Consider the following 23,764-nt stretch of genomic DNA (forward strand, 5'->3'; position numbering starts at 1 on the left):
TTATTTTTTTTGTAAAAACAATACGAGCAAGGCGGAGGCTGCTGCGCCAATACCTACTTGGATTTTTAAGCGTTTGCGCTTTTTGGCTTGCTTATCTTCTGCCACATTTTTATTAAAGCGTTCTTGATAGTCTCGTAGGGCTAATTCATTAGCGGTACGTGTGTTTTGAGCTTCTTCTTTTAGGTATTGGGTGTAGTTTGCATCGTATCGCAACCATACTTTGTAGAGTTCTCGTTGTAAGGGTTGTTCGAAATAATACAGCATTTCTCCGCCTAAATGTGCTTTGGCTCGTAAGGCTTTTACGTTGTCTAACAGTGGGGTTATTTCTTTTTCATAGCTTTTTTCCCGTCCGTCGTTATAGGTTTTTTGTAAATGGGCTAGGTTGTTTACTAACCATTGTGCTGCATTGGCTTCAAATGGAAATATCGGGTCTAGTCCATAGGTGGATATTTCTTTTCGTACCACAATAAAACGGTAGTCAGCTACGATGGGGTTGGTCTCGTTTTCCACCACAAAATAGAGCGTTCTACTGTTCACATTGGCTGACTTGGTAAATTCTTCTACCTTGAAATAGGGAGCGTGCTTTTTAAATTCTTCGAAAAAATTATCGATAAATGTTTTTAATTTTTCCGCAAAGGCTAACGCATGGGCTAGGGTTTCTCCGTCGCAATGTTCATAGGAACTATAGGCGGTTTCGTTACGTAAATGGGCAATGCCTAAATCTACTTCTTTGAATATTTCGTTGAACAGGTGTTGTGTCCTTGCACGGTTTCTAAAAGTGATGGCTTCGCCTAATTGGGTAATTTTTTGTTGTAACTTGTCTCGTAAATCACGTCTGATTTTAAGTTCTACTACTGAGGCATCGTAATACGAACCACTACAGGAGTTCATTTCTTGTATGAATTCACTCACGGCATAGTTCACTAGTTTTCCAACGCCTTTTACCAGTTCTCCTCCAATAGCTCCTGATAAGCCTTGGGTTTTGGGTGTCATTAGTACATCGTCAGATTGGTGTATGTCCTGTTCTTTGAATGTTTGTAAGGTGCCGTCTATGGTATAGTACCCGTCGTTTAGGTCAAATGTGTGTTGGTTTTTGGGGACTATTACATATACGTGACTGTAGCCCTCGCCCTCTTGTTGTATAACACGTCGCAAGTAGTGTGTAACCCCACAATTTAATAACACACTGCTTGCGAAAATGCTATAACTTTTGCAATCCAATCCCTGTGAGCGAGTCGCCCAAGCACAGGCAGGGCTACGTAATAATTGGTCGTAAGTATCTATCTTGTATTGTAGATGCTGATACAAAAACTTGTGTAGCTCCTTGCATAATTTTTGTAAGGGGTGGTTTGCAAATTTTTCTTGGGATAGCTTTTGGGTGTGGTGTTGGTATTTATATGCCCACAATGCCATACTTTCAATTGCTACCTTGGTGTCTCCGTTGGCAATTTTTACACTACTACAGTCGCTATGTGGAAGTAACTTGTCGTACGTACTTCCTATTTGGATGGGTCTGTATAAGATGGTATTAATTGCCTCGGGATTCACTTCTTTTTCTTTTGCTGAGTCAAAAGTACTTGAAGTGTTTTGTGAGCATTCAGGGTTTGAAAGGCTTCGCTAAGTTATGCTGTAATTAGTTAGTTTATGCTAGCTTTTGTCAAGTTTAGCTCATCTTTTTGTATGTAGAGAAGTTTTGTTATCTATTATCTCTTCCATTTTTTTTATAGCTTCCTGCTCTTTTAAATGAGCTTCATATCTCAATTCATTTGCTTTTAAAACCAAGTCATTTATTTCATTCTGCTTTCTTTCATTCTTTAAAAGTGGAATATGGATTCCGTCAACATTTTTATCGTCAATCATGTCAACTACTGAACCGTAAATTTCTCTTTTGATTAAGACTTGTCCATAATCCGAATTGAGGAAACAAAATAAATATCCTGCAAGGTCATTTGAGTTTGCTATGACTTTTATAATATTCTGACTTACTGCCCAACCATTCCAATGTTTTGGTACAATTTGAACTTTTCCAATTGTTCCTCTATCTGAAATCAAGACGTAATTTTCGAAAACCTCTAATTCCTTTTTGATTCTTGCTTCGTGCACAGCTTTAGAGAGGAATTTTTCAACTTTCGGATTCAATTGCGTTATATCTCGTCCGCCAAGAAATGGCACTCCGTTTTCTTTGTCTACATAAGTTCTTTTGAATACACCTGCAAGAATTATGTTTTTAGAAAGTTCACCAATTGAAGATATTTCTTTTGCGTTTTTCTTGATTTCTTGCTCTACCAATTGAACAATTGGAATGTGGTATGAACCATCAAAACGCAATCTTAAATCACTCAATTTTGTGGTGTAATTCCTTAATTCTACAGAATTATCGAAATACTCTGCTTTTAGTTCTTCAATCGGTTTTAAATCAAGTTCTTTATATAAGATTTGTTCTGCTTTATCAATCAGGTCGTTAGATTGGTCTCTCAAATCAAAAGATTCAACAATTAGCTCATGAATTTCTTTTTTAAGACTTTCAGGTGCATTTGGAATAATTACTTTTTCCAAATGGTGTGGTTCAATTTCTGGAATTACAGCACCATATATTAAAGATTGGACTTGAGCCTGTGCCTCATTGGTGTTCAAAAACGCATATACATACCCTGAATATTCTTTACAGATTAAGCGAATGATATGTTGACTGAATGAATAGTTTTTGAGAGTCTTATTTACAAAAGTTGTTTTCCCAATTGTTCCTGAACACGATATTAAAACCGTTCCTTTTTCTACAAACAAGTTTTTTTGAACTGCCTGTGCTTTAGGAAGAAACTTGATTGCTTTAGGTTTAATATTTAACATTTCAGCGCTTCCTAAAAACCCAACTGAATTTGGAACAGTTGATTTTATATAATTCCTCTTAAAGCGTGGTGCATGAAATGCATCTATAACAAAGTCAGGATTTGGATATAAATTAGATACGCCATTTTTACATTGTTGAAGTTTTTCGATTGCATTTCTTGCTGCAATACTGAATGCACTTGCTTCTAATCTCAATTTATTAGAAAAGACTTCTGTAAGAGAAACTGAAGTATATTGAAGTTTATCAGGTAAATAGGTGTAATCAATTTCCTTTTCAACTTCTTGAAATTTGTATGCTAAATTGCTTTTATCTACCATGCTATTCCTTGTTTTGTTTTCCAACTGCTGAAAACATCAGCAACATGGATAGTTTGGTCATTTACAATTTTTTCTTGTGTAATTTCTTTACGTGCAATTAAATTGCCTTCGGCATCTTTTTCTTTTACAAGTTCCTCAACTTCAAGCATCACGATATTTCCTTTTTCATCACGTTTAAAAATTTTGCCACCTCTTTTGTCATGACCAATATGGTCAATCATTGTCATGAAAATATCGTAGTCGATTATTTGTCTTGATTTTTCTTCTTCGGCAATTTCTTCTTTGGTTTTCTTTTGAAGGAATAGGATAGAGCATTGTGTTCCATTTCTTGGTTGGAATGCATCTGCATGTAAATCTACACTTGCAATAATTTTGGTGTTCTTAACCAACCAATGACGAATAAACTCAAGTCCTGGTGCACCTAAAATAGAATCAGGTAAGACAATTGCAGTTCTTCCTCCTTCTTTTAGAAGTTGTATAATTCGTTCAATAAAAAGCTGTTCAGGCGGAACACTTGATTGAAGTCGGTCTGTTTTATACCAATTTCCATCTTCGTCTTTGTTCCATATGTAAGCAATGTCAAACTGTTCTAAAATTTGTTGGTCTTTGATTGGAATTTTTGAGCCAAAAGGAGGGTTCGTTACAATGACATCAAAATGTCCTAAACTTCTATGATTACGGATATCTCTTGCTGAAATCCCTAATGCTTTAGCTAGCTTCTTTTTGGTTTCTTCTTCCCATTCTGCTGGTGGTAATAATGAATTAAGTTGTAAAATATTCCCACTTCCATCATTATTCATTACCATGTTCATTTTAGTGGCTTTAACCAAGTCTGGGTTAATGTCAAAACCATAATAATTTTCAGCAGCTATTTCAGATATTTTATCGTTAAATACTTTTCTTATATCTGCACTCCAACCTTCTTCTTCTCCGTATTGGTTTTCCATTCTTTCACGTAGTGAATCAATTACAGAAGTCATTGCAGTAACGACAAATCCGCCCGTACCACAACTGCTGTCCAAAACACGTTCAGTTTCTTTCGGATTTATCATGGCTACTGCCATTTTCATTACATTTCTCGGTGTAAAAAACTCTCCTCTATCTCCTCTTAAATTTGCTCCAACAATTTCTTCATAGGCTTTTCCTTTAATGTCAATATTTGTTGTTAAAAGAGCATATTTTTGAAGTTCTGCGACTAAATATGTAACTGTTCTTGGAAGCAATTTTATCTCGTCATTTTTGTCAAATATTTGTCCATGACGTTTTTTGACTTCATCAAATATTTTAGAAATACGTTTGTAAACACTTGCTTGTCCGTCTTTGTAGTTACGTTCTTTTGAAGTGGTAAAAAATTCTATTGGTTCAAGCAAGTTTCTCTCGTCATGTATTTTGCAGAAAATGATTTTTAAAAACTCAAAAAATGCAGGTTGCTTTTGCAAACCTTCATTCACGTAAATTATGTTATGACAAGTTTTAAAAGTGAAAAGTAAATTGTCTTCGTAAGCCTTTATTAACGTGTTTCGGTTTGGTCTTTCTTGCTCGTCCGTTGTTCCATCAGCAGAAGGAATGTCGTTAAATTCTTCGTAAACGTATTTGCCTTTCTCATTTTTTACTTTCCTCCAAACTTCTTTATGCATTCCATTTGTCCACATTCCCCATTCGCAATTTGCACAAGCAGCCATGTAAGACTTCATTTGTTCAACTCCGTTGTTTTTGTCTGTTGGTTTAACAGCTTCTTTTTTACATTCAATGACTAACCAAACATTGTCTTGGTCTTTCATTTCTTCTTCTGTCGAATCTTCTGGAAATATTACAATGTCTGCACGTTTTTTACCTGACCCCATTTGTACACCATATTCAATTTTGACTTGGTCTTTTGAATATTTATGTTCGTTGATTAGTCTTTTTTCAACAGTCTGCCTAACGTATTCCTCTGGCGTGTCCTTTCGAATAGTTCCGTCAATATAATCTCTTAACTTCCCTTCGGGAATTGAAATGATAACCTTGGTTTCAATCATTTTTTATTTTTTATTTCTAACAAGCATATTAAAATAACTTGTAAAATATTGTATGCTTTTTTAATTCCTAAACATTAAAGAGTTCTATTGTTTATTTTCTCTTCCAGAAATGTTCTATATCAAGTTTTCTTTAAATTAATAGATGTATGATTAAGTGATGTGTGAAATTAATCGGTATTTCTATATGCAATATAGCGTTTAAGATTAAACGCAAAAATAATAAATACTTTTTTAGTTTTTTTTATTTATTTCAAATCATATACTTCTAAAAATCTTCTTACTTCACTTGGACGTAGTTTTTTTTTATGTTTGGCTACCTCAAAAGGTAAATGGCGTATCTCTGCGATAATCTCATTAATCGTTGCTCGCATTTCTCTCTCTGGTAGGTAATAGTATTTTTCAAATAGTTTCTTTTTACTGTAAATAGCGGTCATTGTTCGTGTGTTTACTGCTAATAGGCTTTCTCATAGACATACCCTGTAATGGTATTGTTGCCATCATACACACAAACCTTTTTGGGTTCGTGTACGTAATTGGTGCTTCCTGACATTAGAATGTAGTTAATAAGGCTTTGATTGTCTTGTTTGTAATAGTAACGCAGCGTTACTCGGATGATAAATGTTTCAAACTGACAAAAAAATTCTTCTTCGCTTATTCTACCGTCTTCATGGTATCTTTTTCCTCCGATATTGTCTTGATGTTCTTTAACAAAACTTAACAGCTTTTCGTAAGTGTTGGCTTGTAAGTAAGCAACATACATCGGGTCTTGTTCTTTGGTTTTGGGTGGAACTTCCGTTGTTCCTCCTTGTAATACTAATTCGTTTTCTAACATACTTTTTAGACTGTGTGCATTTCCATAAAATCTCGTATCGTTTACATTAGTTACATTTCTTGCGAGTATGGTAATGCCTTGTTGTTCGTCTTTGTAATTGGTATTGTGGGTGATTAGTATTGCTTCATTAGGGTATCTCGGATGCTTATGGATAGACATTGTGGGTAAAATATGTTCTATCGCTCCTGATGTTCCTGTGATAACTATATTACCATTTGCTGATTGTTGTATTTTCATGTTCTTTTTTTAATTGTAGTTCTCTTTTTGCGTTTCCTTGCGCTTTATTGTGTTTTTCTTGCGTCTTCCAATACTGCTTTTCTTCTTGGAGTTCACACCATTTTTGATAACTGTTCATTGCTTATTTTTTATCTAATTCTGATCTCCCAACGATAGACTGATTTACTGGCGAGCTTAATGGGTATTTCGGGGTTTCAGAGTTTCAGTCTCATACTACAAACCCTTTTTCTGTGTTGGTTGATGCTTTGTTATTCTTTTTATGCGGTTACTATTGTCGTGATATGTTGTTTGGTCTGATTGTCAAAAAACATAAGCTTATTGGTAGCGCCTATGTATTTTGACTTTTGAAATCGTTTGTACATGCTATTGATTAAGGTGTTGATGGTTTTACTATTTTTACTCAAATGGTTATACCAAACTGGGTTTGCATAGGTGGTATGGCTTGTTTTATACTTTAAATGACTGTTGCCATTTTTTAAGAGGATAACCATTTTTAACTTGCTGCATTTAGGACAAGTGATTTTGTGTCCTGTTCCGCAATGGCATCGATTTTCTTTTTTGCTCATTTTTTAGATTCTGTTTTGATTGTTATAGTGTATCATAGAGGGCAATGCTGATAGATAGCTATGTGGTAGGTTGGTTTGTACATAGGTATATAGCTGTTTTGCTGTATAATTGCCTTTTTCATATTTCTTGATAGCTGTTGTAATTTTCTTTTGATAGGTCGCTTTGCGCTTTCTTGCGTTTTGTTGCGTTTGTCGTTGCGCTTTTTCTATTGCCTTTTGTTCCTGATACTTCACATGGGTTTTCCATACTTTATGCAAGCCGAAAAAGCCTATTTCATGGGTTTGGGTACGTGTTTTATCAAAGTACAACGAGGGATACAATGCGGTTACTTGTGATTTGATAAACCACTTGCGGGCAAACTCTAGTTTCCAACGGTACTCTTTGAGCTTTTGAATCAGGGTTGTCTTTTGAGTGATGTTTGTAAATAGTTTGTTGTTTAGGTAATTGATGGCTTTTTTCCATTCACCTACATAAACATTGTGCTGTTTCCACAATTTTGCAGATGTTTTGATACAATCTTGTAGTAAAATTGCCTTAAATTCTTCAGTTGTTACATTGGCGTAGAGTTCTATTTTTTGCAAATAGTCATAACGCAATCCTTTGTAATTATCATACACACCGTTTGCCAGTTCTTGCGCTAGTTCTCTATCGTCTTGCAATCGAGCTAGAAAATTATGCGTAAGTGGACTGTTTGTGCCTTGGCTTGGTTTTTCTTGTTTTAAAAAATCAGGTAACAGGGCTTTGACTGCTTCGGAAGTTTGGCGCGGGCGAGTTGTTGTTTTCTTACTTATCACTGTGGTGTTCTTGTAGAAGCCGTCCGCAGGACATGTAAATTCTTCCTTTTGGAATCCTGTGTTATGTACACAGTCTTTTATTTCTTTTTCTTTTAATAAAAAGGTTCTAGTAGTATCATTATTATCAGGTAATTCTTTCCAGTTCTCCTGTTTAAAAAATTGGTTTTCAATTCTTTTGGGTTTTGGTGGATTTCCGTCTAAAATTGTTAGGATTTCAGGGTGAAAATTAACCGTTATGGGTTTGTACTGGTTGGTATATGTATAGTTGATTAAGATGTTGGCTTCTCTAAGGCGTTTGATGTGGTTTTGCGCTGTTTTTTTACAAATAGCAAGTCTTGGTATCTCTGCGATGGTGTGTGTCGCTAGTTTGCGGTGGTCTATCGTTAACTTTGGTAAGGCATTTTTTAATACACTAGTTGGACGATTCATTTCTAAGAGATATGAATTGCGTTGTTTTAATTGGGCGATATAAAAGCCTACCAAGACATTAAATAAAAGCTCCGTGGTATACTTGATGGTTGGTTTGCGCTTTTTTGCGATATAGTTTGCGTTTTTTTGCGCATTGAATTTTGCTACTCTTTTGTTGTAGATAGTAGCAAATTCACTACGGTGTTTCTTTGTAAAGTCTGCGACTTGTTGGGCTAGTGTTGGAGTATTAGGAACTATAACCGTTTTGTTGTACTCAGCTATGGCTTTGTTGTACTCTATAGCTTGCTGATTGTAGCTATGTACATATTGACGGTAGTTATCCATCGTGCTTTTCATAGCACTTCTATCTAAAAAAGGATAGTTGATATAGTTGTAGTGTTTACTTATCGCTTTTTCATGCTCTTTTCCCTTTTTTAAAAGCAAATACCCATGTTGGGTATTAAATTCCTCTACGGCTTTGTTGTATTGCGTATTGTTTAGCTTATTGCGCTGCGCATTGTCTTTAAATAGCTTGATAGCTAGTTGGGTTATCGCATCCAACGTTGTGTTTTGTAAATACTCATGTACTTTTTGATTGTACAATCCTATCGCTGTGAGCGATGTATTATTTTTTTTCATATATTCGAGGTTCTTAAAAGGTTCTGCGTCCTTGCAGAATTTTTTTCTTTTTCATAGCAATTTTTTAAACGGTTAGTGACAGCTAACCGTTTTTTGCTTTAAAAAAGTAACCCACAACCTTAATGTTGTGAGCTACTTACAATAAGTGCTTACTTATCGCTGTGGTGTCTTTGCGCTTTTTGCGTTTTTTTAATCGCTGTCTTACTTCTTCATTATGCTTTTTCTTCAATAATTGATAAAAATATTCTTCATCATATTTATGCTTTTCATTCTTTTTTGTAGGCTTTTCTTTTGGTTTTACATTATCATTTATAATAACAGACAAAAACAACTCTCTTTCGGAAGCTGTTAGTTTTCCGAAGTGCTGCATCGTTAATGTCAAGTTATTTTGTAGCATATATTAATTAAATGACGAATTTCCACGCATTTATATCTTTTTTTTGTAAATTCGTCGAAATTCAGAGCGCAAATATAACGATGATTTTCGCTTATTTAAAACTTATAACGATGATTTTCGCTTCTTCAAAACAAAGATTAAAGCATTATCTTGATACTAAAGGCATTAGTAAAGCTAAATTTTACAGAGATACTGGTATTAAAAGAGGTTTTCTTGATTCTGACAAATTAAATAGCTCAATCTCTGATACCTTTTTAGTAACAATTACAGATGTCTATAAAGATTTAAACTTATCATGGTTGATAGCTGAGGCAGGTAAAATGGAAGTAAACAGTACTGATGCAAAATGGATAGAATATGGACAGTTTAAATTAGTTCCATTAATAAGTAAAAGGGCTAGAGCTGGTTTTTTATCTGGTTGGGAAGACGACGAATATATAGAAGAGCTACCTAAAATCCCATGGGAAGTGGATAGAGAATATAAAGGAAACTATCTTACATTTGAAGTTGTTGGAGATAGTATGGAGTGTGATAACCCAAGAGAAAGTATATTAGAGGGCGATTTACTTTTGGGGAGAGAAGTAAGAAATGAGTATTGGACAAGTAAACTACACATTCATAAATGGGATTTTATCATTGTTCATAAAACCGAAGGTATTTTAGTAAAAAGAATTATTGAACATGATGTTTCAAGTGGTAAACTAATACTGAAAAGTCTTAATCCCTACTATGAAGACCAGACAGTTTACATGAATGACTTAACAGGAATATTTAATATTGTAGATATAAAACGCTCAAGAAGAAGGTAATTTACTACAGTTAAAGTATTTAAACTAAGTTTTAAAATAAAAAAAGAGTACCTTTAAAAGTACCTGTTATTACAAAAAAGACATAAAAAAAACCAATTACAAAAATGCTGACTAACATCTATATAATTGATTTTAAGTACCAAAGGTGGGACTCGAACCCACACGCCCTTGCGAGCATCGGATTTTGAATCCGACGTGTCTACCAATTCCACCACTTTGGCTTTTGGTGAGTGCAAATCTATAAAATATTTCATTTAAAATATCTTTTAAACTCTTAAAATAGTTTTATTTTTGCCTCAACAACAACACTAACTAAAAATATCTTTTTGTAAATGGCTACAAATCAATTAAGCCCAAAAATCTTTGCATGTTCACAAAGTATTGAACTAGCAGAGGAGATTGCCAATGCTTACGGAACCAAACTAGGAAATGTAATTACCACACATTTTAGTGATGGTGAATTCCAACCAGCTTTTGAAGAATCAATCAGAGGAAGAAGAGTTTTCATCGTTGGATCAACCTTTCCTTCTACTGATAACTTAATGGAAATGTTATTAATGTGCGATGCTGCCAAACGTGCATCGGCAAGGCATATTACCGCTGTAATGCCTTATTTTGGTTGGGCTCGTCAAGACAGAAAAGATAAACCTCGTGTAGCAATTGGAGCTAAATTAGTCGCTAAATTATTAGAAACTGCTGGAGCAACTAGAATTATGACCATGGATTTACATGCTGATCAAATTCAAGGTTTCTTTGAAAAACCAGTAGATCATTTATTCGCTTCTACCATCTTTTTACCTTATGTAAAAAGCTTAGGTTTAGATAATCTGACTATTGCTTCTCCTGATATGGGAGGCTCAAAAAGAGCTTATGCTTATTCTAAATACCTAGAAAGTGATGTTGTTATTTGCTATAAGCAACGCCAAAAAGCTAATGTAATAGCACATATGGAGCTAATTGGTGAGGTAAAAGGTAAAAATGTAATTCTTGTTGATGATATGATTGATACAGGAGGAACACTTACAAAAGCAGCTGATTTAATGATGGAACGTGGTGCCAAAAGTGTACGAGCAATCTGTACTCACCCAATTCTATCAGGAAATGCCTACGAAAGAATTCAAAATTCACAGTTAACAGAGTTAATAGTCTCAGATACAATTCCTTTAAAAAAGAGTATTTCTAAAATAAAAGTTGTATCTTGCGCCGCTTTATTCGCTGATGTGATGCATAAAGTTCAAGACAATACATCTATTAGCGATCAATTTTTAATGTAAATAAATTTAATAAACAAAGTAATGAAATCAATTACAATCAAAGGATCTCAAAGAGAAAGCGTAGGTAAAAAAGCAACAAAAGCCTTACGTAATGCTGGAAAGGTTCCTTGCGTATTATACGGAGGAGACAAGCCTGTTCACTTTTCAGCTGACGAAAAATCGTTCAAGCCATTAGTATATACTCCAGACGTATTTACTGCTACGATTGAATTAGATGGTGTAACATATAGCGCTGTATTACAAGACATACAGTTCCACCCAGTAAATGATAGCATTTTACACGTAGACTTCTACCAATTATTTGAAGACAAAGCTGTAACTATGGACATCCCAGTTCGTTTAGTTGGATCTTCTAAAGGTGTTATGGTAGGGGGTGCTTTACGTCACAACTTACGTAAGTTAAAAGTGAAAGCATTACCAGCAAACTTACCTGATTTTATCGAAGCTGATATTACAGAGTTAGAAATTGGTAATAAGTTATACGTTACTAAATTAAAGAACGATAACTATACTATTTTACACCCAGACAACACAGTAGTTGCTCAAGTACGTATGTCTCGTAACGCGGCAAAAGCAGCAGCAGAAGCAGAAAAATAAGACTTATGTAGTCAAAATAATAAAAAGCGTTACCAAGTGTAGCGCTTTTTTTATTTTTGCCACATGATTTTTAATGCTTTTATAAACAAATTATGTGTTTTTAAAAAAACACAATCAACAGCTATAGAAGACAATACGATGAAGAAATTTTTAATTGTAGGTTTAGGGAATATTGGCGAAAAATATAACAACACACGCCATAATATAGGTTTTAAAATTGCTGATGCTTTTGTAAAAGAACATGAAGGTTCTTTCGAAACTGAAAAATTAGGTGATATTGCCAAACTTAAAATAAAGGGTAAAACAGTAATTGTTTTAAAACCTAATACTTATATGAATTTAAGTGGTAAAGCGGTTAAATACTGGATGCAAAAAGAAAATATTCAAGTAGAAAACCTACTAATTATTACCGATGACTTAAACATTGATTTTGGAAAAATTCGTATCAAAGGAAAAGGAAGTTCTGGTGGGCATAACGGATTAAAAGATATCCAAGATAAGTTTAACACTGGTGCTTATCCTCGTTTTCGCTTTGGTGTAGGAGCTGAATACAGTAAAGGTCGTCAAGTAGATTACGTTTTAGGCAAATGGAGTGCAGAAGAAGAAAGTGCAATGATTGAACGCATCCCTTTTTCAGTAAAAGCAGTTACTTCTTTTATTACCGCTGGTTTAGCTAATACTATGAATGAATTCAATGGAAAGTAACTAACTTTCAATCCATTAACTTCTATCTTAGATATTAATTATCAGAAGCATACCACTCTGCAAAACTAGTATCCGTTTCTTGTAGCTTAATGGCGTGTAGCTTAATCTTTTCTGGAAGCCTATCTTGTATTTTTTTAGCAAAATCAATCACCATCATTTCACTTGTTGGTTGGTAATCAACTAAAATCACATGATGTCCGCGGTCTTTTAACTCCTGTGCCAATTCAACATGAGGTGTGTTTTTATTAAATACTGTAGCATGATCAAACACATCTACAATTTCTTCTTTTACAATCTTCTTTAAATCACCAAAATCAATCACCATTCCATACTTCACATTAGATGTATCTGTAATTGGAGATCCAATTACGGTAACCGAAAGCTTGTAACTATGTCCGTGAACATTTTTACACTTCCCATCATAACCATACAATGCATGTCCAGTTTCAAAAGTAAACTGTTTGGTAATTCGAATCTTGCTCATATTTTATCCTTACTAAAAAGACCTCTATTATCTTTTAAATTTTTTGTTTGCTCTGTACTTGTTAAAAAAATACACTACAGCAACTCCTGCAGCTAAAATGGCAAATAAATAATCTCCACCCATAATATTCTGTTTTTATTCGCCAAAAGTACGAATTTGCTTTACAACTTTTGTTAAAATCCACACAAAACCTACTGAAACTACCGCTCCTGTAAACACCGCTAACATAGGGTTATGTGCTATCCATTGTCCTACTTCATACCCTGCCTTATAAGCAGTGGTACTTTTTCCGTTTTGAATTACAAACATTCTTATTTCTTAAATTTTTCTAATGCTTTTTTGGTAAAATCAGACAACACTAATTTACCAGATGTCTCTGCCCTTTCTATTAATAGTTCTTCCCAGTGTTCCGTTCCAATCCACAAGGCTCTTTTCATTTCAGCTAATGCTTCAGGATTATAGGAAGCAAGTTTTTCTGATAAGATTTCAACCTCTTTATCTAATTCTGTTTGCGTTTCAAAAACACGTGCATACAACCCTTTTTCTTTAGCCCAATAAGCATTTTTCCAACTGGTAGCATCTAAAGTTAATTCTGCTAACCCACTTACGCTTATTTTACGTTCTACGGCAGGTGCAATTACAAATGGACCAATACCTATTGTAAATTCAGAAAGTTTAATAGAAGCGTGTTCTGTAGCTAACACGTAGTCACAAGCGGCTGCTAATCCAACTCCACCACCTACAGTTTTTCCTTGTACTCTCCCAATAATTAGTTTCGAACAACGACGCATCGCATTAATCACATTCGCAAAACCTGAAAAAAAAGCTTTTCCGTCTTCTAAATTGTCTATCGCTACCAACTCATCAAAAGAAGCACCTGCACAAAAAGCACGATCTCCTTCTGATTTTAATACAATTACTGAAACTTCATTATTAATTGAAAGCTTATCAAATTCATTTGCTAAACGTTCTAATAACACACTTGGAAAGGAGTTACTTGCTGGATGCCCAAATTCAACCGTAGCAATCTTATTTTCAATATGTGTATATAAACTTCCGTTTTCTCTAGTTGTAGTCATTTGTTTATTGTTGTTTGCTCAAAATTACGTTTTTTGAGCAAGTGGTAAAAACTTTCTTCTAAACTTTATAATTAATGGAGTTCCTCTAGCAATCATCCATAAGAAAAAAGCAATCCAAATGGCGTACAGTTTATAATCTAATGAATCAAAAAACAATAAGGTAGGTATAAACACCAATCCTGTTGCCAATAATAAAATGTTTCGCAAATACTTCATTTCTCCCATCCCTTTAAACATTCCGTCATAAATAAAGGCGATAGAACATACAGGCTGCATAATTAAAATAATCCAAAAAGTATTGTAAAACTCCTGTAAAACGATTGGTTCTTTGGTGAATACTTTTCCTATGAATTCATATAAAACAAAACCAATAACTGTGAGTAAGAGTCCGAAAAGGAATCCGTAAGTAATTAATCGATTTCCTAACATGACTAAGGTTTTATATGCTTTTGCTCCTAATAATTTACCTGATAGTATATTTCCTGCGGAAGAATAGCCGTCAATCATAAAAGCCCCCATAAGCCATAAATTGAAACCAATCGTATAAGCTGCGATATAAGCGTCGCCATAATCAGTAGCATAGGAAGTACCAAAATATAAAGCAATATTTAACGCTATGGTTCGCACAAATAAGTTCAATACCATCACTATAAATTTTGGTATTTCTGCATTAAATGGCAAGCTAAAACCTAATGGAATATCTGTTTTTTTTATTAATAACACCCCCGAAATTATTGCCATAGTAGCTTGTGCTACAACACTTGCATATGCTGCCCCTTGAATATGCATAGCAGGAACAAACCCTTCTACTCCATACACTAAAACAACATCTAGTACAATATTAATAAACGTTCCAATGAGTGCAATTACCATCGGATAATAAGTGTTTTGCAAACCTCTAAACGTACCAAAAACAGCAATCGTAAAAAGCGTAAACGGGAATCCGAAAACACGAATTTTGTAATACTCAACAGAATAGTCTAAAATGGTTCCTGAAGCATTGTATAATTCAAAAATTTCTTTTGCAAACGGGTAACTCAACCCTAAAATAAGCGCACTTACTCCTAACACAATAACAATGGCTTGTGCTGGTAAGTTTTTTATTTCATCAAGTTTATCAGCACCTAAATATTGAGAGACAATAGATGATATTCCACTGCGTGTTTGCCCAAACACCCAAATTAACATCGATAAAAAGGCCCCTACAATACCAATCGCAGCAATACTTTCGGTAGCATTGTATTCAATATTCCCCACAATGGCTAAATCTGTAGTAGAAAGTAAAGGTTCTGCCACTCCTGCAATTAGGGCAGGCATAGCTAGTTTGTTTATATGTTTAAAGCTAATGTCGTGTTGCAAAACATTTACTTTTTCGTCAACATACGTTTTATTTCATTCAGCTTCATTAAGGCTTCAATAGGTGTTAAGGTATCAATATTTGTGGTCAAAATTTCTTCTCTAATATCTTCTAACAATGGGTCATCTAACTGAAAAAAGCTCATTTGCATATCTTCGTGCTGTGCTTCTTTCAAGGTTTCTTTAACCTCTTTGTGTGAATGTGAGTCTTCTAACTCTTTTAGAATTTTGTTTGCTCTATGAATTACCATACTTGGCATTCCCGCTAATTTTGCCACGTGAATTCCAAAACTATGATCACTTCCACCTTTCACCAACTTACGCAAGAAAATAATGCTATTATCTAATTCTTTAACCGATACATTAAAGTTCTTGATACGCTCAAACGTTGAAGTCATTTCGTTTAACTCGTGATAGTGTGTTGCAAACAACGTTTTTGCTTTCGATGGATGTTCGTGTAAGTATTCTGAAATCGCCCAAGCAATAGAAATTCCATCATAGGTAGACGTTCCTCGTCCAATTTCATCTAACAACACCAAACTACGATCGGAAATATTATTCAAAATCGATGCGGTTTCGTTCATTTCAACCATGAATGTTGACTCACCCATCGAAATATTATCACTCGCACCTACTCTGGTAAAAATCTTATCCACCATACCTATTCGGGCATTTTGAGCAGGAACATAACTTCCCATTTGTGCCAATAATACAATCAAAGCTGTTTGACGTAAAATTGCCGATTTACCCGACATATTCGGACCTGTAATCATGATAATTTGTTGCTGATTACGGTTCAACACCACATCGTTCGCTATGTATTCTTCACCTATTGGTAATTGTTTTTCAATAACCGGGTGGCGACCATTTTTGATTTCAATATCGGTGCTATCATCCATTAACGGACGTACATAATTATTCTCGGTAGCTAAGGTTGCAAAAGATTGCAACACATCAATCTTAGCTACATTTTGTGCATTTTGCTGTACAGGTTGTACAAAGCCAATAATATATTGTACTAATTTGGCAAAAATCTCAGTTTCTAATTGCTGAATTTTTTCTTCTGCTCCTAAAATTTTTGCTTCGTATTCTTTTAATTCCTCGGTAATGTAACGTTCCGCATTCACTAAGGTTTGCTTACGAATCCATTCTTCAGGAACTTTATCTTTATGCGTATTTCTAACTTCAATATAGTATCCGAAAACATTATTAAACGCAATTTTTAAACTCGGAATTCCTGTGCGTTCCGTTTCACGAGCTAACATCGTATCTAAATACTCTTTTCCAGAGTTTGAAATACTTCGCAGTTCATCCAACTCTTCTGAAACTCCATTTGCAATCGCATTTCCTTTATTAATATTTACAGGAGCTTCTTCTAAAACAGTCTCTGTAATTTTATCAATCAACACCTTACAATCGTGCAATTGTTTTCCTATTTCCTGAACTGATTTGTTATTGCTTTTTTCTGCGGATTCTTTTATAGGAAGAATTGCTTTTAACGAATTTTTCAATAAGATAACCTCTCTTGGAGATACTTTCCCCGTAGCAACTTTCGATATCAGTCGTTCGATATCGGAAATTTGTTTTAATTGGTAGGTTACAGTTTCAGAAAAAGTATCGTCATCAATTAAAAACTTCACTAATTCGTGTCGCTTCTGAATTTGGTCTAAATCTTTTAACGGAAGCGCTAACCAACGTTTTAACAAACGCCCTCCCATTGGAGAAATCGTTTTATCAATTACATCTAGTAACGAAACCGAGTTCACCGAATTACCTCCGTATAACTCTAAGTTTTTTACTGTAAAGCGATCCATCCACACATAATTATCTTCCGCAATTCTGCTAATAGATTGTATGTGTTCTATTTTGTTGTGTTGTGTTTCCGATAAGTAATACATTGCTGCACCACCTGCCACAATTCCGTATTCTAATTCTTCAACCCCAAATCCTTTTAATGTTTTTACCTTAAAGTGATTTCGAAGTAATTCATCTCCATAATCTTTTTGAAACACCCAATCATCCAAATAAAATGTATGAAAACGATTGGTAAAAGCTTCTAAAAATCGTTGCTTGTGTTTCTTTTCAACCAAAACTTCACTAGGTGTAAAATTTTGTAAAAGCTTATCGATGTATTCTTCATTTCCTTGTGCAATGAGAAATTCTCCAGTTGACACATCTAAAAACGAAACTCCTAATAGCTTTTTCCCAAAATGAACTGCTGCTAAAAAGTTGTTTGATTTTGATTGTAACACCTCATCATTCAACGCAACTCCAGGGGTCACTAATTCTGTAACTCCTCGTTTTACAATCTTTTTAGTCATTTTTGGATCTTCTAACTGATCACAAATAGCAACACGTAATCCAGATTTTACTAACTTAGGTAAATAGGTATTTAAAGAATGGTGCGGAAATCCTGCCAACGCAGTTTCACTTTCGCTACCACTTCCTCTTTTGGTTAAAATAATACCTAAAACTTCCGATGCCTTTACCGCATCCTCTCCAAAGGTTTCATAAAAATCGCCTACTCTAAATAACAACATCGCATCCGGATATTTTGCTTTAATTCCGTTGTACTGTTGCATTAATGGAGTTACCTTTTTTGCCTTTGTTTTTGCCAAGTTTGTGGATTTTTTGGGTTAGTTTTGCGAAGATAGAAAAAAGTCTTTAGTCATTAGCTTTTAGTCATTAGCTTTTAGCTATTGACCTCAAAAAGTTACCTAACAAAAATGAGAAAATTAAAAAACAGCGAACTAGGTAGAAAAACCGTTGAAGAGTTTAAACAAACTAATAAAACCCCTATAATTGTAGTATTGGATAATATCCGTAGTTTGAATAATGTAGGTTCTGTTTTTAGAACTTCGGATGCTTTTTTAATTGAAAAAATTTACTTGTGTGGTATTACAGCAACTCCACCTAACAAAGAAATTCATAAAACTGCTTTAGGCGCTACTGAATCTGTAGATTGGGAATATATTGAAAACACTATAGACTTGGTTGAAAAACTACAAGCCGAAAATGTAAAGGTCTTATCTGTGGAACAAGCTGAAAATAGTACGATGTTAGATACTTTCACCCCTGAAACTAACCAAAAGTATGCGGTAGTGTTTGGTAACGAAGTAAAAGGTGTACAACAAGAAGTCGTTTCTGCTTCTGACATGTGTATCGAAATACCTCAACTAGGTACCAAACACTCTTTAAATATTTCGGTGAGCTGTGGCGTAGTGTTGTGGGATTTGTTTACTAAAATGAAAACGAAGTAATCTTCTTATTTAGAGTTTATAACTTCTTTTTTACAATAATACTATTTATTCTACTTTTAAAAGTAGAGTGTTAAATTTTTGACTTTCTCCTAAAAACCTATTACATTAGACACTTGATTACCCCCATCCCCAAGAGTTATTTTGTAATTAAAAACCCTATTTAACATGGAAAACAAGTACTTAAAAGAAACAGCAATGAGTTTAAGCCCTGATACGGTTGATGATCCTACAACAAGTGGTGATAATACAGGAGGAGATGGTGGTAGTCAAGGTGGAGACGGTAAGTAACCCTTAGCAAACAATATTAAAATTACTTTTGTAACACTTAAATTAAAACCATTACTTTTGAAAAGTAATGGTTTTGTTTTTAAAAAAATGAATAAACTATTTTTTTTTATAGTATTTTATTCTTCTTTTCTTTTTGCTCAACAAAAAGAGCAAGATTCTGTTTCTTTTTATTTAGAAAAGGCAAATAAAACATATCGTAATAAAAAAATACCTTTTCTCAAAAAAGCGACATATTTTGCTAAACAATCAGGGGTTAATTCCCTAATTAAAAAGTCAAATATTGAATTAGGAGTACAAGGCTTTTATAACAATTCCCTTAACGATGTTCAATATGCAAATAAAAATATTTACAACTTATATCATAGCACTAAAGATTCTACGTTATTAGCAAAGCATCTACACTTTAAAGCCCTAGAACAAAGAGTACTACTAAATATTGATAGCGCTTATTTTTATTACCATCAATCAAAAGATATTTCAAAAAAGTTAAACGACTCACTAGCCGTTGGTAGACGTTTATTAAGTATAGGGCTTATACAAAAAGATGTTAAGGATTATTTAGGAGCTGAAATCAGCCTAATTGAAGCTTTAAAATATTTAGAACCTATAAAATCTTATCAATATCTAGAAAGAGTATATAATAGTTTGGGGCTTGTTTCAGGAGAACTTAATTTAAAACATGAAGCTTTAAAACATTATGATACAGCTATTAAAATAAACAAAGAAAATAAAAATAGTGTTGGTTATTTATATATAACTAATAATATTGGCCTTCTGTATCAAAAACAAAAAAAACATCAAAAAGCTGTTAATTTCTTCAAAAAAGGATTGGCCTTTGATAGTATTAAACACAAATATCCGACTCAATATGCTTTATTATTAGAAAACCTTGCTTCAAGTAATTTTTTACTAGGCAACAAAAAAAATGTATTACAACAATATAATGAAGTTCTTACTCTTCGTAAAAAATTAAAAGACTATAGTGGTCTTTGTACCACACATATAAACATTTCTGATTATTACAAAAACCTTAATCAAACTAATAAAGCTCTATTTCATGCTAATGAAGCTTTACAATATGCCCAACAAACCCAAAACAATAAACGTTGGTTAGAGGCTTTAAAAAACCTTTCAGAACTTACAAAAGGAGAAGAATCAAAACAGTATTTAGAAGAGTACATTACCTTAAATGACAGTTTGTTTCAAAACGAGCGTAGGTTAAAAAATCAATTTGCTAAAATTAGATATGAAACCGATAAGAAAGAAAAAGAAAATGTGGTTTTAAAAACGGAAAATCAACAAAAGCAAGCAGAAATACTTTATCATAAACAACAAAAAACGATAGGGTGGCTAGCTGCTGCTGTTGGTCTTTTACTATTTGGTTTTAGTGTTATGTTTTATTTTCAACGTAGAAGAAAGTTATTGTATCAAGCACAACTACAACAAGTACAAGTAAGAGAACATGAACGCAAACAAATAGCTAAATCTTTGCATGATGAAGTAGCAGGAGATTTACGCTTACTACATCGTAAGTTAGAAAAGTCTAATTTATTAGAAGAAGCTCAAAAATTAGATGCAGTAAAAGAAAATGTACGTAATTTATCACATCAACTAAGTAGTGTTAGTTTTGATAAGGTTTCCTTTAAAAATCAAATTATTAATTTAGTGAGTGATTATTTTGACCCTGATTTTAAAATAAAGGTAAACGGATTACAAAACTATAATTGGACTACAGTTGATAATTCCATAAAGCGTTTGTTGTACCTAAGCGCTCGAGAAAGCATCCAAAACTGTAAAAAGTATGCAAAAGCAAGTACGATAATTATCAATTTTTCTGTACATAAAAAATACGTACATTTGGGTATTATTGATGATGGTATTGGTTTCGATACCAAGATTAGTAAAAAAGGAATTGGTTTACAAAACCTACAAGAGCGCATTGAAGAGTTAAACGGAACGTTAACCATTAATAGTGAAGTAGGTAAAGGAACCCAAACCGATATTCAAATACCCCTAAATGGCTGGACAAACAAAAATACTTTTAGTTGATGACCATCAGTTAATTCTTGAAGGAATTCTTTCATATTTGAAAGATATAGATGGTTTAGAGATTGAAACGGCAAATTCATGTGACGAAGCTTTTTCTAAAATAAAATCAAGTTTAAACGAAAATCCATTTCATATTGTTTTTACCGATTTGAGTTTTGATAATCAAAGTAAAAATGTTGTTTTAGATGGTGGAGAAGCTTTTATAAAGTCTATACTTAAAGAAGAAATTCCTATTAAAGTAGGTGTAATTACAGGGCACTCTGAAACAAACAGAATTTTTAATGTAATACATAATTTAAACCCTTCTGCCTATATTTTAAAAGGAAAGTGTAGCACTGATGAGCTAACCTTTGCTATTCAAAAAATGTTAAAAGGAGAGGTATATTATACGCATGAAATCCATCAAAAACTTTTAAAAAGAGCTTTAGTAGAAATACAAATGGATGATATTGCCATCCAAATTTTAAAAGAGCTTCCTAAACATGCTAAAATTTCTAATCTAGAAGGTTTAATTAAAAAAAGTGATGGGTCATTAATTAAAGTCCGCTCTATAGAAAGCAAACTTTCTAAGCTTAGAACAGATCTACAAGCCAATAACAATACAGACCTAGTATTAAAAGCAAAAGAATTAGGAATTATAGATTAACCCTTATTGCGGAAATACGCATTTATTTTTACGGTTATCCCTTTTTACACATTAGAAACAAAGAATACTTTCGCAAAAGAATTCAAAACCATTGTTGGGAAGAATCTTGAAAGAGAGAGAATATAAAAAAAAGCCTTTAGATATCTAGAGGCTTTTTTGTTTGAAAATAGCTCCTTTTTAACCTCTTGCGGAAAACCACACTTTTTTTTGCGGAAATACCCTTTTTTAGCCTTCAATCTCTCTTTACATTTGTAACATCTTCTTTTCAAGATTAATTGAAAAAAGACATTTAAGGGGAATAATGAACCTTCTAGAATTTCTAGAAGGTTTTTTTATGCTCTTTCGGAAAATTGCATTTTTAACTTCGGAAATCCCGTTTTATACCTCTGATTATCAACATATATTTGTAGTGTTCATTCTTTAATGACAATTAATTTAAGGGGAATTAAATTATTTTAAAAATGGGAAAATTACTACTACGCAAGACGAGCAAAGGTTTAAACACTTTACTTTCAGTTTTAGCCGAATTCGGTAAAGGTGCTGGATATGCTCTAAGACACTAAAAGTTAACTAACCAAACTTAAACGTGTAAACCTTCTAGAAGTTCTAGAAGGTTTTTTTTATTACATATGACTAAAATTGTAAATTAGGCGTTTAATCATTTTATGCCTAAATGACTCAAAAATATATTATTGCTCTAGACCAAGGAACAACTAGTTGTCGTACAGTTATTCTTAATAAAGAAGAAAAGATTATAGCAAAAACTCAACAAGAGTTTCAACAAATATTCCCGCAACCTGGTTGGGTAGAACATGATGCTAATGAAATTTTACAAACTCAGTTAAAAACCTTACAACAAGCTCTTGAGCAGGCTAAAATATCACCTTCACAAATAGCAGGAATAGGTATTACTAATCAGCGTGAAACAACTGTAGTTTGGAATAAAAACACAGGTAAACCAATATACAATGCTATTGTTTGGCAAGACAAACGGACTGCTGATACTTGCGAGTTGCTTAAGGAAACTGGACTCGAAAACTATGTGCGTAAAACTACTGGATTGGTAATTGACAGTTATTTTTCTGCAACTAAAATTCATTGGGTATTAAATCATGTAGATGGAGCTCAAGAAGAAGCTGAAAAAGGAAATTTGTTATTTGGAACTATTGATTCTTGGCTCTTGTGGAACTTAACCAATGGAAAAGTTCATGCAACAGACTATAGCAATGCATCACGTACCATGCTATATAATATAAAAAACTTGTGTTGGGATGAAACCTTAGTAAAAGAACTAAACATTCCAATTTCAATGTTACCTGAAGTAAAACCTTCATCTTTTCATTTTGGAAACTACGAATTAGAAGGAGTTCAAATTCCAATTGCTGGAATAGCAGGAGATCAGCAATCTGCACTATTCGGACAAGCATGTTTTAAAAAAGGAGAAGCAAAAAACACCTACGGAACAGGGTGTTTTATGTTGATGAACACAGGGGAAAACTTAGAATATTCTGAAAACGGTTTGATTTCTACGATTGCCTGGGGAATTAACAACAAAGTGTATTATGCTCTCGAAGGAAGTGTTTTTGTTGCTGGTTCAGCAATTCAATGGTTACGAGATGGACTACAAATTATTAATAATGCTGAAGAAAGTGAACTTTTTGCTGAAAAAGTTACCGAAGAAAACCCAATTTACGTAGTTCCTGCTTTTGCTGGCTTGGGTGCTCCGTATTGGGATATGTACGCTAGAGGTGCTGTTTTTGGTTTGACTCGTGATACAGGAAAAAATCACTTAATTAAAGCCACATTACAATCATTAGCTTATCAAACCAAAGATATTTTAGATGTTATGCAAAAAGATAGCATGCTTCAACTCTCTTCTTTAAAAGTAGATGGCGGAGCATGTGCTAATAATTTACTGATGCAATTTCAGGCAGACATCTTAAATGTAGCTGTAGAGCGTCCTGAAGAAATTGAGACCACCGTAATGGGAGCTGCTTATTTGGCTGGATTCTGTGTTGGTTTTTGGCAACAAAGCGACATAATTAACAAAAGAAAAATAGACAAAACATTTACCCCTTCTTTCTCTAAAGAAAAAAGAGAAAAATTATACCGTACTTGGCAAAAAGCTGTTGAACGTACTAAAGATTGGATTGATTAAAA

Annotated in this window: 23 protein-coding genes and 1 tRNA gene; 9 read left to right on the forward strand and 15 right to left on the reverse strand. The window is 33.7% G+C overall.

What is annotated here, in order from left to right; all coding sequences use genetic code 11:
• From D6T69_RS02275 to D6T69_RS02310, 9 genes are all read right to left on the reverse strand, one after another.
• A complete protein-coding gene (locus D6T69_RS02275) occupies positions 1-1,413 on the reverse strand; it encodes a hypothetical protein (protein WP_125066260.1) in 1,413 nt (470 codons plus the stop codon).
• A 255-nt stretch (positions 1,414-1,668) separates the two neighbouring features.
• Complete coding sequence (locus D6T69_RS02280; protein ID WP_125066261.1) at positions 1,669-3,165, reverse strand: restriction endonuclease subunit S; 1,497 nt, start codon at positions 3,163-3,165, stop codon at positions 1,669-1,671.
• Positions 3,159-5,183 carry an N-6 DNA methylase gene (locus D6T69_RS02285; RefSeq protein ID WP_125066262.1) on the reverse strand — a complete coding sequence of 675 codons (2,025 nt, stop codon included), beginning with the start codon at positions 5,181-5,183 and terminating at the stop codon, positions 3,159-3,161. Before D6T69_RS02285 ends, D6T69_RS02280 begins: the two co-directional genes overlap by 7 nt.
• 245 nt (positions 5,184-5,428) lie before the next feature.
• On the reverse strand, positions 5,429-5,617 hold the full coding sequence (locus tag D6T69_RS02290) for a hypothetical protein (RefSeq protein ID WP_125066263.1): 189 nt from the start codon (positions 5,615-5,617) through the stop codon (positions 5,429-5,431).
• A 17-nt stretch (positions 5,618-5,634) separates the two neighbouring features.
• Positions 5,635-6,252 (reverse strand): hypothetical protein, encoded by a 618-nt coding sequence (locus D6T69_RS02295; RefSeq protein WP_125066264.1) that lies wholly within the window; start codon positions 6,250-6,252, stop codon positions 5,635-5,637.
• Positions 6,224-6,370, reverse strand: a complete 147-nt coding sequence (locus D6T69_RS15910; protein ID WP_164506672.1) for a hypothetical protein — start codon at positions 6,368-6,370, stop codon at positions 6,224-6,226. Before D6T69_RS15910 ends, D6T69_RS02295 begins: the two co-directional genes overlap by 29 nt.
• A gap of 139 nt (positions 6,371-6,509) precedes the next feature.
• Positions 6,510-6,743: a hypothetical protein gene (locus tag D6T69_RS02300; RefSeq protein WP_164506673.1), complete on the reverse strand. Its 234-nt coding sequence runs from the start codon at positions 6,741-6,743 to the stop codon at positions 6,510-6,512.
• Positions 6,744-6,821: 78 nt separating this feature from the next.
• Positions 6,822-8,660 (reverse strand): hypothetical protein, encoded by a 1,839-nt coding sequence (locus tag D6T69_RS02305; protein WP_125066266.1) that lies wholly within the window; start codon positions 8,658-8,660, stop codon positions 6,822-6,824.
• A gap of 136 nt (positions 8,661-8,796) precedes the next feature.
• Entirely contained in the window at positions 8,797-9,057 is a 261-nt protein-coding gene (locus D6T69_RS02310) for a hypothetical protein (RefSeq protein ID WP_125066267.1), read from the reverse strand.
• 110 nt (positions 9,058-9,167) lie between these two features.
• On the opposite strand from D6T69_RS02310, the gene D6T69_RS02315 reads away from it, so the two are divergent.
• A complete protein-coding gene (locus D6T69_RS02315) occupies positions 9,168-9,866 on the forward strand; it encodes a S24 family peptidase (RefSeq protein WP_125066268.1) in 699 nt (232 codons plus the stop codon).
• A 137-nt stretch (positions 9,867-10,003) separates the two neighbouring features.
• Here the strand turns inward: D6T69_RS02315 and D6T69_RS02320 are convergent.
• A tRNA-Leu gene (locus D6T69_RS02320) sits at positions 10,004-10,087 on the reverse strand.
• Positions 10,088-10,198: 111 nt separating this feature from the next.
• Here D6T69_RS02320 and D6T69_RS02325 point away from each other — a divergent pair.
• The 3 genes from D6T69_RS02325 to pth all read left to right on the forward strand — a co-directional run bounded on the left by D6T69_RS02325 (position 10,199) and on the right by pth (position 12,442).
• Positions 10,199-11,140: a ribose-phosphate pyrophosphokinase gene (locus D6T69_RS02325; protein ID WP_125066269.1), complete on the forward strand. Its 942-nt coding sequence runs from the start codon at positions 10,199-10,201 to the stop codon at positions 11,138-11,140.
• A 21-nt stretch (positions 11,141-11,161) separates the two neighbouring features.
• Positions 11,162-11,737, forward strand: a complete 576-nt coding sequence (locus tag D6T69_RS02330) for a 50S ribosomal protein L25/general stress protein Ctc (protein ID WP_125066270.1) — start codon at positions 11,162-11,164, stop codon at positions 11,735-11,737.
• A gap of 138 nt (positions 11,738-11,875) precedes the next feature.
• A complete protein-coding gene (gene pth / locus D6T69_RS02335; protein ID WP_125066271.1) occupies positions 11,876-12,442 on the forward strand; it encodes an aminoacyl-tRNA hydrolase in 567 nt (188 codons plus the stop codon).
• A gap of 34 nt (positions 12,443-12,476) precedes the next feature.
• Here pth and D6T69_RS02340 read toward each other — a convergent pair whose 3' ends face one another.
• The 5 genes from D6T69_RS02340 to mutS form a co-directional block, all read right to left on the reverse strand.
• A complete protein-coding gene (locus tag D6T69_RS02340) occupies positions 12,477-12,926 on the reverse strand; it encodes a 6-pyruvoyl trahydropterin synthase family protein (protein ID WP_125066272.1) in 450 nt (149 codons plus the stop codon).
• A gap of 135 nt (positions 12,927-13,061) precedes the next feature.
• On the reverse strand, positions 13,062-13,235 hold the full coding sequence (locus D6T69_RS15915; protein WP_159611134.1) for a hypothetical protein: 174 nt from the start codon (positions 13,233-13,235) through the stop codon (positions 13,062-13,064).
• Between the two features lie 2 nt (positions 13,236-13,237).
• Entirely contained in the window at positions 13,238-14,005 is a 768-nt protein-coding gene (locus tag D6T69_RS02345; RefSeq protein WP_125066273.1) for an enoyl-CoA hydratase/isomerase family protein, read from the reverse strand.
• Between the two features lie 24 nt (positions 14,006-14,029).
• Positions 14,030-15,322, reverse strand: a complete 1,293-nt coding sequence (locus D6T69_RS02350; protein WP_369919204.1) for an MATE family efflux transporter — start codon at positions 15,320-15,322, stop codon at positions 14,030-14,032.
• A gap of 47 nt (positions 15,323-15,369) precedes the next feature.
• On the reverse strand, positions 15,370-17,979 hold the full coding sequence (gene mutS / locus D6T69_RS02355; RefSeq protein WP_125066275.1) for a DNA mismatch repair protein MutS: 2,610 nt from the start codon (positions 17,977-17,979) through the stop codon (positions 15,370-15,372).
• Between the two features lie 108 nt (positions 17,980-18,087).
• Between mutS and D6T69_RS02360 the strand changes: the two genes are divergently transcribed.
• The 5 genes from D6T69_RS02360 (at position 18,088) to glpK (ending at position 23,762) form a co-directional block, all read left to right on the forward strand.
• The gene (locus D6T69_RS02360) at positions 18,088-18,621 is read left to right on the forward strand and encodes an RNA methyltransferase (RefSeq protein ID WP_125066276.1); all 534 of its coding nucleotides are present in this window, start codon (positions 18,088-18,090) and stop codon (positions 18,619-18,621) included.
• 165 nt (positions 18,622-18,786) lie between these two features.
• Positions 18,787-18,909 carry a hypothetical protein gene (locus tag D6T69_RS16140; RefSeq protein ID WP_262706664.1) on the forward strand — a complete coding sequence of 41 codons (123 nt, stop codon included), beginning with the start codon at positions 18,787-18,789 and terminating at the stop codon, positions 18,907-18,909.
• A gap of 87 nt (positions 18,910-18,996) precedes the next feature.
• The gene (locus tag D6T69_RS02365) at positions 18,997-20,958 is read left to right on the forward strand and encodes a tetratricopeptide repeat-containing sensor histidine kinase (RefSeq protein ID WP_125066277.1); all 1,962 of its coding nucleotides are present in this window, start codon (positions 18,997-18,999) and stop codon (positions 20,956-20,958) included.
• A complete protein-coding gene (locus D6T69_RS02370; protein WP_125066278.1) occupies positions 20,927-21,604 on the forward strand; it encodes a response regulator in 678 nt (225 codons plus the stop codon). The genes D6T69_RS02365 and D6T69_RS02370 overlap by 32 nt, the downstream gene beginning before the upstream one ends.
• A gap of 673 nt (positions 21,605-22,277) precedes the next feature.
• On the forward strand, positions 22,278-23,762 hold the full coding sequence (glpK, locus tag D6T69_RS02375; protein WP_125066279.1) for a glycerol kinase GlpK: 1,485 nt from the start codon (positions 22,278-22,280) through the stop codon (positions 23,760-23,762).
• Positions 23,763-23,764: the final 2 nt, after the last annotated feature.

It is taken from the genome of Tenacibaculum singaporense, from assembly GCF_003867015.1.
In the GTDB taxonomy this organism is placed as follows: Bacteria; Bacteroidota; Bacteroidia; order Flavobacteriales; family Flavobacteriaceae; genus Polaribacter; species Polaribacter singaporensis.

What these genes read in the sequence shown, in the direction of transcription:
- D6T69_RS02285 (WP_125066262.1), bottom strand. Translation starts at nt 5,183, where the DNA reads ATGATTGAAACCAAGGTTATCATTTCAATTCCCGAAGGGAAGTTAAGA.
- D6T69_RS02275 (WP_125066260.1), bottom strand. Translation starts at nt 1,413, where the DNA reads ATGGCATTGTGGGCATATAAATACCAACACCACACCCAAAAGCTATCC.
- D6T69_RS02340 (WP_125066272.1), bottom strand. Translation starts at nt 12,926, where the DNA reads ATGAGCAAGATTCGAATTACCAAACAGTTTACTTTTGAAACTGGACAT.
- D6T69_RS02290 (WP_125066263.1), bottom strand. Translation starts at nt 5,617, where the DNA reads ATGACCGCTATTTACAGTAAAAAGAAACTATTTGAAAAATACTATTAC.
- pth (WP_125066271.1), top strand. Translation starts at nt 11,876, where the DNA reads ATGAAGAAATTTTTAATTGTAGGTTTAGGGAATATTGGCGAAAAATAT.
- D6T69_RS02325 (WP_125066269.1), top strand. Translation starts at nt 10,199, where the DNA reads ATGGCTACAAATCAATTAAGCCCAAAAATCTTTGCATGTTCACAAAGT.
- D6T69_RS02300 (WP_164506673.1), bottom strand. Translation starts at nt 6,743, where the DNA reads ATGGTTATCCTCTTAAAAAATGGCAACAGTCATTTAAAGTATAAAACA.
- D6T69_RS02360 (WP_125066276.1), top strand. Translation starts at nt 18,088, where the DNA reads ATGAGAAAATTAAAAAACAGCGAACTAGGTAGAAAAACCGTTGAAGAG.
- D6T69_RS15915 (WP_159611134.1), bottom strand. Translation starts at nt 13,235, where the DNA reads ATGTTTGTAATTCAAAACGGAAAAAGTACCACTGCTTATAAGGCAGGG.
- D6T69_RS02345 (WP_125066273.1), bottom strand. Translation starts at nt 14,005, where the DNA reads ATGACTACAACTAGAGAAAACGGAAGTTTATATACACATATTGAAAAT.
- D6T69_RS02280 (WP_125066261.1), bottom strand. Translation starts at nt 3,165, where the DNA reads ATGGTAGATAAAAGCAATTTAGCATACAAATTTCAAGAAGTTGAAAAG.
- D6T69_RS16140 (WP_262706664.1), top strand. Translation starts at nt 18,787, where the DNA reads ATGGAAAACAAGTACTTAAAAGAAACAGCAATGAGTTTAAGCCCTGAT.
- D6T69_RS02295 (WP_125066264.1), bottom strand. Translation starts at nt 6,252, where the DNA reads ATGAAAATACAACAATCAGCAAATGGTAATATAGTTATCACAGGAACA.
- D6T69_RS02330 (WP_125066270.1), top strand. Translation starts at nt 11,162, where the DNA reads ATGAAATCAATTACAATCAAAGGATCTCAAAGAGAAAGCGTAGGTAAA.
- D6T69_RS02305 (WP_125066266.1), bottom strand. Translation starts at nt 8,660, where the DNA reads ATGAAAAAAAATAATACATCGCTCACAGCGATAGGATTGTACAATCAA.
- D6T69_RS02315 (WP_125066268.1), top strand. Translation starts at nt 9,168, where the DNA reads ATGATTTTCGCTTCTTCAAAACAAAGATTAAAGCATTATCTTGATACT.
- D6T69_RS02365 (WP_125066277.1), top strand. Translation starts at nt 18,997, where the DNA reads ATGAATAAACTATTTTTTTTTATAGTATTTTATTCTTCTTTTCTTTTT.
- D6T69_RS02370 (WP_125066278.1), top strand. Translation starts at nt 20,927, where the DNA reads ATGGCTGGACAAACAAAAATACTTTTAGTTGATGACCATCAGTTAATT.
- D6T69_RS15910 (WP_164506672.1), bottom strand. Translation starts at nt 6,370, where the DNA reads ATGAACAGTTATCAAAAATGGTGTGAACTCCAAGAAGAAAAGCAGTAT.
- glpK (WP_125066279.1), top strand. Translation starts at nt 22,278, where the DNA reads ATGACTCAAAAATATATTATTGCTCTAGACCAAGGAACAACTAGTTGT.
- D6T69_RS02310 (WP_125066267.1), bottom strand. Translation starts at nt 9,057, where the DNA reads ATGCTACAAAATAACTTGACATTAACGATGCAGCACTTCGGAAAACTA.
- D6T69_RS02350 (WP_369919204.1), bottom strand. Translation starts at nt 15,322, where the DNA reads ATGCCTGCCCTAATTGCAGGAGTGGCAGAACCTTTACTTTCTACTACA.